8 protein-coding genes, 4 pseudogenes and 1 riboswitch are annotated in these 14,475 nt (G+C 71.4%); of the genes and pseudogenes, 5 read left to right on the forward strand and 7 right to left on the reverse strand.

What is annotated here, in order from left to right:
• Positions 1 to 87: 87 nt before the first annotated feature.
• The 3 genes and pseudogenes from DEJ50_RS03350 to DEJ50_RS03360 form a co-directional block, all read right to left on the reverse strand.
• Complete coding sequence (locus tag DEJ50_RS03350) at positions 88 to 2,274, reverse strand: heavy metal translocating P-type ATPase (RefSeq protein WP_150205904.1); 2,187 nt, start codon at positions 2,272 to 2,274, stop codon at positions 88 to 90.
• Positions 2,275 to 2,276: 2 nt separating this feature from the next.
• Entirely contained in the window at positions 2,277 to 2,576 is a 300-nt protein-coding gene (locus DEJ50_RS03355) for a DUF1490 family protein (protein ID WP_150205905.1), read from the reverse strand.
• Positions 2,577 to 2,675: 99 nt separating this feature from the next.
• Positions 2,676 to 3,119 (reverse strand): annotated as a pseudogene (locus DEJ50_RS03360) (metal ABC transporter permease); the annotation flags it as partial.
• A 681-nt stretch (positions 3,120 to 3,800) separates the two neighbouring features.
• Between DEJ50_RS03360 and rpmF the strand changes: the two are divergent.
• Both rpmF and DEJ50_RS03375 read left to right on the forward strand, forming a co-directional pair.
• Complete coding sequence (gene rpmF / locus DEJ50_RS03370; protein ID WP_007267665.1) at positions 3,801 to 3,971, forward strand: 50S ribosomal protein L32; 171 nt, start codon at positions 3,801 to 3,803, stop codon at positions 3,969 to 3,971.
• 4 nt (positions 3,972 to 3,975) lie between these two features.
• A complete protein-coding gene (locus tag DEJ50_RS03375; RefSeq protein WP_150205906.1) occupies positions 3,976 to 5,157 on the forward strand; it encodes a GTP-binding protein in 1,182 nt (393 codons plus the stop codon).
• Positions 5,158 to 5,266: 109 nt separating this feature from the next.
• Here DEJ50_RS03375 and DEJ50_RS03380 read toward each other — a convergent pair whose 3' ends face one another.
• On the reverse strand, positions 5,267 to 5,932 hold the full coding sequence (locus tag DEJ50_RS03380; protein ID WP_150205907.1) for a TetR/AcrR family transcriptional regulator: 666 nt from the start codon (positions 5,930 to 5,932) through the stop codon (positions 5,267 to 5,269).
• Between the two features lie 159 nt (positions 5,933 to 6,091).
• Here DEJ50_RS03380 and DEJ50_RS03385 point away from each other — a divergent pair, with 159 nt between their 5' ends.
• Positions 6,092 to 7,831, forward strand: coding sequence for an amidase (locus DEJ50_RS03385; protein WP_150205908.1), 1,740 nt, complete (start codon positions 6,092 to 6,094; stop codon positions 7,829 to 7,831).
• Between the two features lie 118 nt (positions 7,832 to 7,949).
• Here DEJ50_RS03385 and DEJ50_RS03390 read toward each other — a convergent pair.
• The 3 genes and pseudogenes from DEJ50_RS03390 to DEJ50_RS03400 all read right to left on the reverse strand — a co-directional run.
• Positions 7,950 to 8,899: pseudogene (locus DEJ50_RS03390) on the reverse strand (citrate/2-methylcitrate synthase).
• Between the two features lie 18 nt (positions 8,900 to 8,917).
• Positions 8,918 to 9,823, reverse strand: a complete 906-nt coding sequence (prpB, locus tag DEJ50_RS03395; RefSeq protein WP_150205909.1) for a methylisocitrate lyase — start codon at positions 9,821 to 9,823, stop codon at positions 8,918 to 8,920.
• Positions 9,823 to 11,052 (reverse strand): annotated as a pseudogene (locus DEJ50_RS03400) (MmgE/PrpD family protein); the annotation flags it as partial. The pseudogene DEJ50_RS03400 and the gene prpB, both read right to left, overlap by 1 nt.
• Between DEJ50_RS03400 and DEJ50_RS03405 the strand changes: the two are divergent.
• Positions 11,042 to 11,656 (forward strand): annotated as a pseudogene (locus tag DEJ50_RS03405) (helix-turn-helix domain-containing protein); the annotation flags it as partial. The pseudogenes DEJ50_RS03400 and DEJ50_RS03405 sit on opposite strands and share 11 nt — an antisense overlap.
• A 98-nt stretch (positions 11,657 to 11,754) precedes the next feature.
• A riboswitch (cobalamin riboswitch) is annotated at positions 11,755 to 11,978 on the forward strand.
• Between the two features lie 167 nt (positions 11,979 to 12,145).
• Entirely contained in the window at positions 12,146 to 14,470 is a 2,325-nt protein-coding gene (gene metE, locus DEJ50_RS03410) for a 5-methyltetrahydropteroyltriglutamate--homocysteine S-methyltransferase (protein ID WP_150205910.1), read from the forward strand.
• Positions 14,471 to 14,475 lie beyond the last annotated feature (5 nt).

Consider the following 14,475-nt stretch of genomic DNA (forward strand, 5'->3'; position numbering starts at 1 on the left):
CAATAGCGGCCTGTTCTGGCCTCCGCTGAACTGCGGTCGAATCGGCAGAATGAAGGCGAACCGGACAGTCTGTGTGGCGAATAGTCCTCAGTGGACCCGGCGGTCTTCCAGAGGGGCTGCCCGCAGGATGTCGTCGCCGACGCGGGGCAGGTGCGGAGTGTGGTTGACCAGCCGGGCGGAGTTGGCGACCACTGCGATGCTGCTGGTGTTGTGCAGCAGGGCGGCGAGAACCGGGTTCATCGAGCCGCCGGCGCCGGCCACCAGGCCGAGCAGGTTGACGCCGATGGCGAGTCCGTAGTTCTGCCGTACGACGCGCAGCGTGTGGCGGCTGAGTTCGACAACGGCTGCGACCTGGCGGAGGTCGTTGCCCGCGAGCGCGATGTCGGCGGTTTCCAGGGCGACGTGGGAGGAGTGTTCGCCCATGGTGATGCCGACGTCGGCCAGAGCGAGGGCGGGCGCGTCGTTGGTGCCGTCCCCGACCATGGCGACCGTGTGTCCCTCCGCCTGGAGGTCGCGGATCAGCTGGAGCTTGGCCTCCGGGAGTGCGTGTGCGTGCACCTCGGTGATGCCGAGGGTTTCGGCGACGACCTGTGCGGTCTCCGGTGCGTCGCCCGTGAGCAGGATCAGGCGGTCCACGCCGAGTTCGCGGAGCTGCTGGATGACGGTCTCGGCACCGGCGCGTACGGCGTCGGAGACGCCGAGCATGCCGATCAGGTCGGCGTCGTGGGCGATGCAGATGACCGTCTCGCCACCGCCCCGCAGGCGGTCGGTCCAGCCCCGCGCCCGGTCGGTCAGTGCGATGCCGTGCCGGCGCAACAGGGCGGGGCTGCCGACGAGGAGGCGGGTACCGTCGAGTTCGGCGCGCATGCCCATGCCCAGGACGACCTCGCACGCCTGGTGGATGGGGACGTGCAGGTGCTGTTCCTCGGTCCGGGCGACGATGGCCTGGGCGAGGGGGTGGCGGGCGTGCAGCTCGCCGGAGGCTGCCAGGCCGAGGACCTCGTCCGCGGTGAACTGCTCGCTGAGGGTGACCACACTGGTGACCAGCGGCTTGCCGAAGGTGAGGGTGCCCGTCTTGTCGAAGACCACGGCGGTGACCCTGCCGATGCCTTCGAGGTGGGTGCCGCCCTTGATGAGGGTCCCGCGGCGCGCGCCGTTGCCGATGGCGGCGCTGATGGCCGTGGGTGTGGCGAGTCCGGCGGCGCAGGGACAGGCGACCAGCAGCATGGTCATCGCCCGGCGGGCGTCGCGGGTGACGACGTAGGTCAGCGCCGCCAGCGCGAAGGAGACGGGCACGAAGCGCCGGGTGAAGCGTGTGGCCACCGTCTGGATCGGGGCGCGGTCGGACTGCGCTTCCTCGACCCGGCTGATGATCCGCCCGACCGTGGTGTCCCTTCCGACGGAACCGGCGCGGACGGTGAGCGACCCGGAGGTGACGATGGTGCCGGCGTACACGTGTACGCCTTCGCGGGCGTATACGGGCAGTGCCTCGCCGGTGACGGCCGCCTGGTCGACCAGGGCCTCGCCGGAGAGTACGTGTCCGTCGACGGGAATGCGGTGGTGCTCGTACACCGCGACGACATCGCCGGCTTCCAGCTCGTCCAGCGCCACCTCGACCTCGACGTCGTCGCGTACGAGCCACACCCGTTCTTCGCCGATGGTGAGCAGGTCCTCGATGGCCCGGCGGGTCCGGCGCAGGGTGAGGGTCTGGAGGAACTCGCCGATGTTCAGCAGCCACAGCACGGTCAGAGCGACCACGTTCTCGCGCAGCACCAGTGAGATGACGGTGGCGGCGGTGACCAGGGTGTCCGTGCCAGGGCTGCTGCGTCCGCGCAGCGTGCGCAAGGCACCCCGGAAGAAGGGAAGCCCTGTGAAGACCGTGATCACGCCAAGGAATCCGGAGGAGCCGAGGGTGATCGGTGGCCGGGCGAGCAGGCGGCGCACGGCCACGAGCGCCAGGACGGCTCCGCCGACCACCAGCCGAGCGACTTCCCCGGTGGAGGAGTCGGGCAGTGACCGGGAAGGCTTGGCTGCCACCAGGGAGGGGGGCGGCGCCTCCTCGAGGGCTGCGACCAGTGTGTCCACGTCGAGCTGGTCCGGGGACACCCAGATCACGACGCTCCCGGTGCGCGGGAAGATCCGCAGCGCCCGGAAGCCGGCCATGCCGCTCAGGCGGTCGTCCACGAGTCCGGCACAGCCGGGCCGGTCGCGCAGCCACGGGACGGTCAGCCGGGCACGTCCCGAGGCCACGGAGCGCACGATCACGGTCTGCATGGTCAGTGCTCGTGGCCGTGGTCGGCGCTGTCGACCTTGACAGCGGAGGGCGGTGGCGCCTCCTCGCCGAGCGAGGTGCGGGCCTCGGCCAGTACATCGCCGGCCTTGAGCCTGGCTTCCTCCGCGGCTTCGGCCAGCCACCGGCTCGCGACGATGCCACCGGCGACGCCCTGGACGAGTGCCTTGCGCGCAGCCGGTGCGGCGACCGGAAGGTTCTTGACGATCAGGGCGCCCACAACGCCGGACACGGCGTAGTGCGCCACCTTGCCGATGGTGGCACCAATGATGGTGAGGGGGTGCACGGGCAGCTCCTTCCGTCCGCGCCGGCCGGGCGCAACGGTGCCTCGCCTCCAGTGTCGCGCCGGGCGGTGATGTGGTCGACCGCAGGTCGGCGGGCCCGCTCAGATACCTGCCGCGGGCCGTGCACGGGCTGGTACAACGGTCCCGGTCTCCCTGGCGACGCGCCGGGAAGCGGCCAGTCGGCAACCGAGGTAGATCAGGAACGAGAGGGTGGTGACGTAGGGGCTGATGGGGACGGTGCCGCCGAGCGTGAGCAGGATCCCGCCCTCCATGGACACGAGGGCGAAAACGACGCTCAGCACCGGCAGCAGCACGGGGGACGCCGTGATCCGGGCAGCTGCCGCCGCTGGCGTGACGAGAAGGGACAGGACCAGCAGGGCGCCGACGATCTGTACGCAGAGGGCGACGGCCAGCCCGAGGACGAGCATGAAGGACAGGGACAGCGCGCGGACGGGCACCCCTCTGGCTTCGGCTGCCTCCGGGTCGGCACTCGCAAAGGCCAGCGGCCTCCAGAGCACCGCGAGGGCGATGAGCACCACTCCGGCCAGCAGCGCGCACACACGATGCTCCGCGCCCGGGACCTCGTCCGCTTCGGCGTGGACGGGGACCGCTGGGGGCTCCCCCTCACGCGCGGTGCGATCCGCCGACGCGTGGTCCCCGTCACCACGACCGAGGAAACGATGACCGCGCTCGGAGCACGAGCAGGTGCCAACCGCATACCGTCCTCCCTGCAAGGGGAAACCGAAACGGTAATCAGTTGAATTATCGCCCTCCGGCGGCGAGCCCTCTGGGCGGGTGGCACCCTTGGCCATCAGTTGAAAACGATTACCATGGCGACTTAGAGTGGGGGCGCTGCGTGCGACGACCGGCCGGCGCCAAGGGGGGCTCCAACGGGCGTCGCACGTAGCTCGGTTGATGTCCGACTCGACCGCGGCGGCCCCAGCGGCCCACTCCGGAGGCCGCTGCCCCGGCAAGCACGGCGGCAGCCGGGCCGCACCCTGACCGCAGCGCCCCAGCGGCCGTCCGTTCACGGTCGGGGCACTGCTCGGGCCGGCGCCGGACCCCTCCCCCGGCGTCGGCCTGCACCCCGCCCCACCTCGACTGCACCGCCGCCCCTGCGGTCCAAGCACCCGTCGGCCGTGGCATCGAAGCTCTAATTGAAAATGGATGCCATTACCAATAGGGTGTCGCGGGTACCGCACACCTCGACGCATTCAGGAGTTCCCATGGCCGTCCCCAAGCGGAAGATGTCCCGGAGCAATACCCGTCACCGCCGCGCCCAGTGGAAGGCCACCACCCCGCAGCTGGTGCCGATCACGGTCGACGGCTCCGTCTACCAGGTACCGCAGCGCCTTGTGAAGGCGTACGAGCGCGGCCTGCTCCGCCCCGAAGGCTGATCCCGTGGCCCCGTTCGACCGCCTTCCGGTGACGGTTCTGTCCGGTTTCCTCGGCGCGGGAAAGACCACCCTGCTCAACCACGTGCTCAGCAACCGCGAGGGCCTCCGGGTCGCGGTGATCGTGAACGACATGAGCGAGGTCAACATCGACGCCGCGCTCGTGCGCGGTGGCGAGGCGGCGCTCTCGCGCACCGAGGAGCGGCTGGTCGAGATGACCAACGGCTGCATCTGCTGCACCCTGCGCGACGACCTGCTGGAGGAGGTCGACCGGCTCGCCCGCGAAGGCCGCTTCGACTACCTGCTCATCGAGTCCAGCGGCATCTCCGAGCCCATGCCGGTCGCCGCCACCTTCTCCTTCCCCCGGGACGACGGCGCCACCCTCGGCGACCTGGCCCGACTCGACACCATGGTCACCGTCGTCGACGCCTCGGACTTCCTGCGGGAACTCGCCGGCGGGGACGAACTCGCAGCACGCGGCCTCGACCAGTACGAGGACGACGAGCGGACCGTCAGCGATCTCCTCATGGACCAGGTCGAATTCGCGGACGTCATCGTCCTCAACAAGCTCGACCTGGTCGGGCCGGGCGACGCCGCACGGCTGCGCGCCACCCTCGCCCGGCTCAATCCCGAGGCCCGGATCGTGCCCGCCGTACGCGGCCACGTCGCACTCGAACAGGTCCTGGGCACCGGACTGTTCGACGTGGAGCGCGCCCAGCAGGCCCCCGGCTGGGTCAAGGAGCTCAACGGGGACCACGTCCCCGAAACCGAGGAGTACGGCATCTCCTCACTGGTGTTCCGCGCCGATGCGGCCTTCCACCCCGGCAGGCTCTGGACGTTCGTCACCAAGGGCCTCGACAGCGGCACCTTCGGCAGGATCCTGCGCTCCAAGGGGTTCTTCTGGCTCGCCAGCCGCCCCCGGGTGACCGGCCTGTGGTCCCAGGCCGGCGCGGTGGCCCGCTTCGAGCCCTCGGGAGCCCGTGGCACGGACACCACCCAGGGCCAGGAACTGGTCTTCATCGGCATCGGGCTGCGCACCGAGGCGCTCCGGGCGGCGCTCGAGGCCTGCCTGCTCACGCCTGACGAGCCCGTCCCGGCCGAGGACGATTTCCCGGCATGGGAGACGTACGGCATCGACGACGCCTGCGAGCACGAGCCCGCCGCCACACCTGTGACGGCGGCGGCCTGAGACTCGGGCTGGGCGGTGGTCGCAGCCACGGCACCGCCCAGCCCGGCCCGCCTCCGGACCGGATTCCCGCCTCTGCCACGGTCGCGGGGATCGGCAGCTCCGGGCGTTGTCACACCTGGCCTGTCGGACGCAGCTCGCGTTCGAGGGCGGACAGGGCGAAGGCGTGCGGGGAGGCGTGCTGCCAGCGTGAGCGGCCGAGCATCACGTCCTCGGAGAGCCCGCTGAGCATGGCCACGGCGCGGATGGTGAACTCGGGAAGGTCCACCTCGGCGAATTGTCCCGAATCCCGGCCCTCGCACAGGATGGCTTCCAGGCGCTCGTCCCAGCCGTCCAGCAACTCGGTCAGGACACGTCGGCCTGCTTCGTCCTGGCGCTGGGCCAGTACCTGCGTCCACAGCGCGTAGCGCTCGTCGCCCTGGTGGCGGGGCAGGTAGAAGCGGACGAACAGGTCCAGCTTCTCTGCAGGGGACGCGGCCTGGTCGGCGGCCTGCTGGAAGCGGGCCCAGAGGTCCGCCTGGCTCCATGCGAGGACTTCGAGCAGGAGCCGGTCCTTCTTGCCGAAGTGGTAGAGGATGTGCCCGGTGCTCATGCCGGCCCGCGCGGCAATGTCCGACATCCGCAGGGCCGCCGTGCCCTTCTCGGCTATGACGGCGATGGCGGCCCGCATGGCACGCCCGCGCGCCTCGTCCCCGCTGGGCTGACGCTTCCTGTCGACCGGGGCCCGGGTCGCGGACCGGGAGGCCGCGCCGGGCCCGGCAGTTTCTGACGTCGGCATGAGCTCTCTTTCGGTTCCGGAGATCCAGGCCCCAAGTCTAGGTTCCTAAAATCTAGATTTTCAATCTAGACTGAATATCTAGTCAGAGCGAGGGACCGGTCGGCTGTGCGTGGCCGCCCCGGCCGCCCTGTCCTACTCATCCACCCGGGAGACACCCTCATGACGCGCGGATTCGATGTCGTGGAGACCTGTATCGCCGACTTGCGCACAGCGCTGGAGAAGGGCGAGACAACCGCGGTCGGGCTGCTCGACGCCTACCTGGCGCGGATCGAGGCGTACGACGGGCCCGGCACGGACACCGCTCTGAACGCGATGGTCGTGATGAACCCGCGGGCCCGCGCGGAAGCGGAGGCCTCCGACGCGCGCCGCGCACGCGGCGAGACGCTCGGCCCCCTGGACGGCATCCCGTACACCGCGAAGGACAGCTACCTCGCCGAGGGGCTGACGGCCGCGTCCGGCTCCCCCGCCTTCGAGCACCTCGTCGCCCAGCGCGACGCCTTCGCCATCGAGCGGCTGCGCGCGGGCGGGGCCGTCCTCATCGGCCTGACCAACATGCCGCCGATGGCGAACGGCGGCATGCAGCGCGGCGTGTACGGCCGCGCGGAGAGCCCGTACAGCGCCGACTGGCTCACCAGCGCCTACGGCTCCGGCTCCTCCAACGGTTCGGGCACGGCGACGGCGGCGTCCTTCGGCGCGTTCGGCCTCGGCGAGGAGACCTGGTCCTCGGGCCGGGCCCCCGCATCGAACAATGCGCTGTGCGCCTACACGCCCAGCCGCGGCGTGATCTCGGTCCGCGGCAACTGGCCGCTGGTGCCGACCATGGACGTCGTGGTGCCGCACACCCGCACCATGGCCGACCTGCTCGAACTGCTCGACGTCGTCGTCGCCGACGACCCGAACCCGCGCGGGGACCTGTGGCGCGCGCAGCCCTGGGTGGCGCTGCCCTCCGCCTCGCAGGTACGGCCCGCCTCCTACCCCGCTCTCGCCCCCGCCGACGCGCCGGCCGCGGCCGAGGTGCTGGCCGGCCGGCGCGTCGGCGTGCCCCGGATGTACATCAACGCCGACCCCGATGCCGGAACGAACCCCGACGGGGGCATCGGCGGCCAGACCGGGCAGCGCATCGACACGCGCCCCTCGGTGATCGCCCTGTGGGAAGCCGCCCGCCGGGATCTGGAGGCGGCCGGCGCCGAGGTGGTCGAGGTCGACTTCCCCGCGGTGACCAACTACGAGTCCGACCGCCCCGGAGCGCCCTCGCTGCTCACCCGTGGACTGGTCAGCCGCGAGTACCTCACCTTCGAGATCGAAGACCTGTCCGCCTGGGCCTGGGACGACTTCCTCCGCGCCAACGGCGACCCGGAGCTGTCCACGCTGGCCGAGGTGGACGGCACCCTCATCTGGCCCAAGCAGGAGGGCGAGCTGCCCGACCGCTACGACGGCTTCGACGACACGATCGGCGACTACCCGCGTTTCGTGCGCGAGCGCCCGTATGCCTCCCTCACCGACATGCCGCACCTCGAGCAGGGGCTGCGCGGTCTGGAGGAGACGCGCCGGGTGGACCTCGAGCAGTGGATGGACGGCCTGGGCCTGGACGCGGTGGTCTTCCCCGCGGTCGCCGACGTGGGCCCCGCGGACATGGACGTGTCCGTGGAGTCCGCCGACCTCGGCTGGCGCAACGGCGTCTGGGTCGCCAACGGCAACCTGGTCCCCCGCCACCTCGGCATCCCGACCGTGACCGTGCCCATGGGAACCATGGCCGACACCGGCATGCCCGTCGGGCTGACCTTCGCAGGCCGTGCCTACGACGACAACGCCCTGCTGGCCCTCGCCGCAGCCTTCGAGAAGACCGGCAGCCGGCGCACGGTGCCGCCGCGTACGCCGCGCCTGCCGGCTTCGCAGTGACCGAAGGCCGGCCCGCAGCGGGGAGGGCGTGACCATCCGGTCACGCCCTCCGGGCGAGGGGCGGCTGTGCGGGCCGGGTGCAGGGGGCCGGCGCTCACACGACGACTCGGCTCTCTCGTCACGGCAGGGAGCGCTGTTGGCGGCCGTTGTAGGCGCCGAGGGGGCGGATCAGGGCGTTGTGTTCGAGCTGTTCGGTGATGTGGGCGGTCCAGCCGGTGATGCGGCTCATCACGAAGATGGGTGTGAACGTGGGGATGTCGAAGCCCATGAGCTGGTAGGCGAGACCGGCGGGGTAGTCGAGGTTCGGGTGGATGCCCTTGCGGCTGATCATGGCGTGGCGCAGGGCGGCGTGCAGGGTGGCGAGCCGGGTGACGTCCGGGTCCGCGGCGCGGGCGACGAGGCGGTCGGTGGCCTCCTGCATGATCGGGACGCGGGAGTCGCCGTTCTTGTAGACGCGGTGCCCGAAGCCCATGATCTTGCGCTTGGAGGCCAGGGCCTCCTCCAGCCACTCCCCGGCCCGGTCCGGGTCGCCGATCTCGTTCAGCATGTGCATCACGGCCTCGTTGGCGCCGCCGTGGAGCGGAAGTTCTCGGCGTAGCCGAGTGACGGGTCGGGCTGGACGGGGGCGAGTCCGTGCCGGCGGCGGTGGTCGGCGGCGACGACGACCGGGAGTTTCGCGAGCAGGGAAAGGGACTTGGCCCGGTTGGCGGCGGTGCTGCCGTCGTCCTCGGTGGGGTCCTCGGAGCCGAAGAAGCTGACGGCGGTGCGCAGTACGTCCATCGGGTGGCAGGTCTCGGGCAGCCGCGCCAGGACCTCGGTGGTGGTGCGGTCCAGGGGACGCAGGGCCCTTTCCTGTGCCCGGAACTCGCGCAGCCGGTCCGCGTCGGGCAGTTCTCCGTGCCACAGGAGGTGCGCGACTTCCTCGAAGGTGCAGCGGGCAGCCAGGTCCTGGACGGGGTAGCCGCGGTAGATGAGGGAGTTGGTCTCCGCGATGACGGTGGAGATGGCGGTGGTGTCGACGACGACACCGGAGAGACCTCGGTGGATCTCGGGTGCGGTGGCGGTCATGGTGGCCTCCGGTGCGGGTCAGTTGCCGGGCGGAAGGGTGAAGTCGAAGACGGCCGAGTCGAAGGTGTTGTAGTCCTCGTAGCCGAGTACCTCGTACAGGCGGGAGCGGGTCTGCATGCGGGGCAGCAGGGACTCCTGGGTGCCCTCCTCGGCGAGGGTGCGCAGACCGTCCTCGACGGCTCCCATGGCGAGACGGAAGAAGGTGACGGGGTAGAGCGCGATGTTGTAGCCGAGGTTCTCCAGGGTGGCCGTGCCGAGCAGCCGGCTCTTGCCGAATTCGGTCATATTGGCGAGCAGCGGCACGTCGACGGCCTTGCGGAAGGCCTCGAACTCGGCCTCGTCGGCGAGGGCTTCCGGAAAGATCGCGTCGGCTCCGGCGTCCACGTAGGCCCTGGCGCGGTCGATGGCGGCGTCGAGGCCCTCCACGGCGCGGGCGTCGGTGCGGGCCATGAGGAGGAAGTCAGGGTCACGGCGGGAACCGGCGGCGGAGCGGATCCGGCGGGCCATCTCTTCGCGCGGAACGACGGTCTTGCCGTCGAGGTGCCCGCAGCGCTTGGGGTTGACCTGGTCCTCGAGGTGGAGGCCGGCCAGGCCGGCGTCCTCGATGAGCTGGAGGGTGCGGGCAGCGTTCATGGGCTCGCCGAAGCCGGTGTCGGCGTCGATGAGGACGGGCAGGTCGGTGACACGGGTGACCTGCTGGGCGCGGGCGGCGATCTCGGTGGAGGTGGTCAGGCCGATGTCCGGCAGGCCGAGGTCGGCGGCGAGGACGGCTCCGGAGAGGTAGGCGGCTTCGAAGCCGGCCTCCTGGATGAGCTTGGCCGAGTACGGGTTGATCGCGCCCGGCATCCTCAGGAGCCGCCCGGTGGCGAGCTGTTCGCGGAAGCGGCGGCGACGAAACGCGGGCGTGGTGTGGGTGTGCAGCATCAGAACAGGCCCTTCGGGAGGGCCGCGTCGTACGCGGCAACGGCATCGGTGTCGACGGCCGGGAAGAGGTCCGTGAGTCCGGCGGTGTCGAGCTCCGCGAGCCGGGCGGCGGTCTCCAGGAAGGCGTCCTGGTCGGCGGTCGTGACGATGCCGTCGGTGAGGGTGCGGAACTTGGCGGTGTAGCCGGCCCGGTCGAAGGGGCGTGCCCCGGCAGGGTGCGCGTCGGCGACGGCGAGTTCGTCCTCGATCACCGTGCCGTCGAAGAGGGTGATCACGGCGCGGCCACCGAAGGCCCGGCGGGCCGGGTCGGGGTCGTGGTAGCGGCGGGTCCACTCCGGGTCCTCGACCGTGGTGATCTTCTGCCACAGCTCGACGGTGGCGGGGCGCCGGGCGCGGCCGGGGGCGTAGGAGCGCTCGTGGTGCCAGCCGCCGTCCTCCAGGGCGACGGCGAAGATGTAGGGCACCGAGTGGTCGAGGGTCTCGCGGCTGGCGGCCGGATCGTACTTCTGCGGGTCGCCGGAGCCGGAGCCGATCACGTGGTGCGTGTGGTGGCTGGTGTGCAGGACGATCGAACGGACCTTCTCCAGCGGGCCGGTCTTCTCCCGCAGCCCGCGGGCGAGGTCGATGACGGCCTGCGCCTGGTACTCGGCAGAGTGCTCCTTGGTGTACGTGTCGAGGATCGCCCGGCGGGCCTCACCCGGCCCGGGCAGCGACACTGTGTACGACGCCTCGGGGCCGTCGAGCATCCAGGCGAGGAACCCGTCCTCGCCCTCGTAGATCGGCGAGGGGGCGCCCTCGCCGCGCATGGCACGGTCCACGGCCTCGATCGCGGCCTTGCCGGCGAAGGCGGGGGCGAACGCCTTCCAGCTGGAGATCTCGCCCTTGCGGGACTGACGGGTCGCGGTCGTGGTGTGCACGGCCTGCTGGACGGCCTGGTACACGGTCTCGGTGTCGAGCCGCAGCAGGGCGCCGATGCCGGCGGCGGTCGCGGCGCTGAGGTGGGCGACGTGGTCGATGCGGTGGGCGTGCAGGCAGATGCCCTTGACGAGGGCGACGTGGATCTCGTAGGCGGCGGTGATGCCGCGCAGCAGGTCGGCGCCGGAGCGGCCGGTGTGCTGGGCGACGGCCAGCAGCGGGGGGATGTTGTCGCCGGGGTGGGAGTAGTCGGCCGCGAGGTAGGTGTCGTGGAAGTCGAGTTCGCGGACGGCGGTGCCGTTGGCCGGTGCGCTCCTCATGCCGTACACCGCCTTCCACACCGCGGCCGAGAAGGTGCGCTACGACATCGAACTCCTCCAAGGCGTCTTCGGCGTCGGATTCGAAACCGTCTGCCACCGTCTGAGCACCCTCCAGCGCCCCGACCGCCGGGGTGTGCCCTTCTCCTTCCTGCGGGCCGACCGGGCCGGCAACATCTCGAAGCGGCAGTCGGCCACCGACTTCCACTTCTCCCGCCTGGGCGGCACCTGCCCGCTGTGGACCGTGTACGGGGCCTTCTCGGCCCCCGGCCGGATCCTCACTCAGGTCGCGGAAATGCCCGACGGCAAGAAGTACTTCTGGATCGCCCGCACGGTCACCCGCGGCGGCTTCGGCCACCACGCGCCCCGGGCCGACTTCGCCGTCGCCCTCGGCTGCGAGCTCCGGCACGCGCCCCGCCTCGTGTACGCGGAAGGCATCGCCCTGGACGACCCCCGCGCCACCACCCCCATCGGGCTCGGCTGCCGGATCTGCGAACGGCAGGACTGCGCCCAGCGGGCCCGGCCCCCGGCCGGCGGCAGCCTCGCCGTCGACCCCGACCGTCGCACCTACGTGCCGTACCCGGTGGTGGCCGAACACTGAACCCGACGCTCCTCCCCTCCGCACCGCACACGTGCGGAGCGTCTCATTCCAGCGTCCGAATGGTGGACAGTGCTCGCCGCTGGGCCATTCGGGACCCTAGTCTGGCCGGTGCAGCTGGTTCGCCCCGTCCGCCAGGCGGGATGCGTCGTAAGAGGGAACCCGGTGGGAATCCGGGACTGCCCCGCAGCGGTGAGCGGGAACGACCGCCGTCATACGCACTGGGACCGGACAACGGCCCTGGGAAGCGACGGCCAGTAGGAACCTCGTCCACGACGAGACGTGCCCGCAAGTCCGAAGACCTGCCCGTTGCCCGCGCCCGGCCGATGCCGTGCGCGGACATCCCGGTGACCTCGTGGGCGGGTCGGCGTACACAGCGAGCGGCACGAGCGGCTTTGATTCCGCGGCGTGGGCCGCCCGTTCTGTCGTTCCCTTCGCGTCCGCGTCCCGTCGCCGGGACGTTTCTGGACACATCTCGCGAAGGAGAGTTCCGTGACAGCGAAGCCCGCAGCCGCGGCAGCACGAGCCACCGTGTACGGCTACCCCCGCCAGGGGCAGAACCGCGAACTGAAGAAGGCCATCGAGGGCTACTGGAAGGCCCGCGTCACCGCCGACGCCCTCCGGGCCACCGCCGCCGACCTGCGCCGTTCGAACTGGCAGCAGCTGACCGAAGCCGGCATCCACGAAGTACCCACCGGTGACTTCTCGTACTACGACCACGTGCTGGACACCAGCGTCATGGTCGGCGCCGTCCCCTCCCGCCACCGCGAGGCGGTCGCCGCCGACACCCTGGACGGCTACTTCGCGATGGCCCGCGGCACCCAGGACGTGGCGCCCCTGGAAATGACCAAGTGGTTCGACACCAACTACCACTACCTGGTCCCCGAACTCGGCCCCGACACCGCCTTCACCGCCGACTCCACCAAGCAGGTCGCCGAGCTGAAGGAAGCGCTCGCCCTCGGCCACACCGCCCGCCCCGTCCTCGTCGGCCCGATCACGTACCTGCTGCTCGCCAAGCCCGCCCCGGGCGTGGCCGCCGACTTCGAACCGCTGACCCTTCTCGACCGGCTGCTCCCCGTGTACGCGGAGGTCCTCGCCGACCTGCGGGCCGCCGGTGCCGAGTGGGTGCAGCTCGACGAGCCGGCGCTGGTCCAGGACCGCACCCCGGCCGAACTGAACGCCGCCGCCCGCGCCTACCGCGAACTCGGCGCGCTCACCGACCGGTCCAAGCTGCTGGTCGCCGCCTACTTCGGCCGGCTCGGCGATGCGCTCCAGGTCCTGGCCGCCGCACCCGTCGAGGGCCTTGCCCTGGACTTCACCGACACCGGCGCGGGCAACCTCGACGACCTCGCCGCCGTCGGCGGCCTGCCCGGCAAGAGGCTCGTCGCGGGCGTGGTCAACGGTCGCAATGTCTGGATCAACGACTTCCAGAAGTCCCTGACCACGCTCGGCACTCTGCTCGGCCTCGCCGACCGGGTGGACGTAGCCGCGTCCTGCTCGCTGCTGCACGTCCCGCTGGACGCATCCGCCGAGCGCGACATCGACCCGCAGATCCGGCGATGGCTCGCCTTCGCCCGCCAGAAGGCGACGGAGATCGCCACGCTCGCCCGCGGCCTCGCCCAGGGCACCGACGCCATCGCCGCGGAACTCGCCGCCAACCGCGCCGACCTCGCCTCGCGCGCCGGTTCCGCCATCACCCACGACCCCGCGGTCCGGGCCCGTACCGCCGCGATCACCGACGCCGACGGCCGCCGCGCCCAGCCCTACGCCGAACGCACCGCCGCCCAGCGCGCCCATCTGGGCCTGCCCGTGCTGCCCACCACCACGATCGGCTCGTTCCCCCAGACCGATGAGCTGCGCGTGGCGCGCGCGGACCTGCGGGCCGGCCGGCTCGACACCGCCGGCTACGAGGAGCGCATCAAGGATGAGATCCGTGAGGTGATCTCCTTCCAGGAGAAGACCGGGATCGACGTCCTCGTCCACGGGGAGCCCGAACGCAACGACATGGTCCAGTACTTCGCCGAACAGCTGACCGGCTATGTCGCCACCCAGCACGGCTGGGTCCAGTCCTACGGCACCCGCTACGTCCGCCCGCCGGTCCTGGCCGGCGACATCTCCCGCCCCGAGCCGATGACGGTCCGCTGGACCTCGTACGCCCAGTCCCTGACGCCCAAGCCGGTCAAGGGCATGCTGACCGGCCCGGTCACCATGCTCGCCTGGTCCTTCGTACGCGACGACCAGCCGCTCGGCGAGACCGCCCGCCAGGTGGCCCTCGCCCTGCGCGACGAGGTGGGCGACCTGGAGGCCGCGGGGACGTCCGTCATCCAGGTCGACGAGCCGGCGCTGCGCGAGACCCTTCCGCTGCGGGCCGCGGACCATGCCGAGTACCTGGCCTGGGCCACCGAGTCGTTCCGGCTCAGCACCAGCGGGGTCCGGCCTGACACCCAGATCCACACCCACATGTGCTACGCCGAGTTCGGCGACATCGTCCAGGCCATCGACGACCTCGACGCCGACGTCATCAGCCTGGAAGCCACCCGCTCGCACATGCAGGTGGCCGGTGAGCTGGCCGAGCACGGCTACCCGCGCGAGGCCGGCCCGGGCGTCTGGGACATCCACTCCCCGCGCGTCCCCAGCACCGGCGAGGCCGCCGGGCTGCTGCGCAAGGGTCTGGAGGCCATCCCGGCCGAACGGCTGTGGGTCAACCCCGACTGCGGCCTGAAGACCCGCGGCTGGACCGAGACCCGCGCATCCCTGGAAAACCTCGTCGCCGCCGCCCGCGAAGTACGCGCGGAGCTGACGACCGACAACGGCTGACGCCT

It is taken from the genome of Streptomyces venezuelae (genome assembly GCF_008642295.1).
GTDB classification, from domain to species: domain Bacteria; phylum Actinomycetota; class Actinomycetes; order Streptomycetales; family Streptomycetaceae; genus Streptomyces; species Streptomyces venezuelae_C.

Bases quoted from the DNA above. Each gene is read 5' to 3' on its own strand.
- DEJ50_RS03380 (WP_150205907.1), bottom strand. From the start codon at position 5,932: ATGCCGACGTCAGAAACTGCCGGGCCCGGCGCGGCCTCCCGGTCCGCG.
- prpB (WP_150205909.1), bottom strand. From the start codon at position 9,823: ATGCTGCACACCCACACCACGCCCGCGTTTCGTCGCCGCCGCTTCCGC.
- DEJ50_RS03350 (WP_150205904.1), bottom strand. From the start codon at position 2,274: ATGCAGACCGTGATCGTGCGCTCCGTGGCCTCGGGACGTGCCCGGCTG.
- DEJ50_RS03385 (WP_150205908.1), top strand. From the start codon at position 6,092: ATGACGCGCGGATTCGATGTCGTGGAGACCTGTATCGCCGACTTGCGC.
- rpmF (WP_007267665.1), top strand. From the start codon at position 3,801: ATGGCCGTCCCCAAGCGGAAGATGTCCCGGAGCAATACCCGTCACCGC.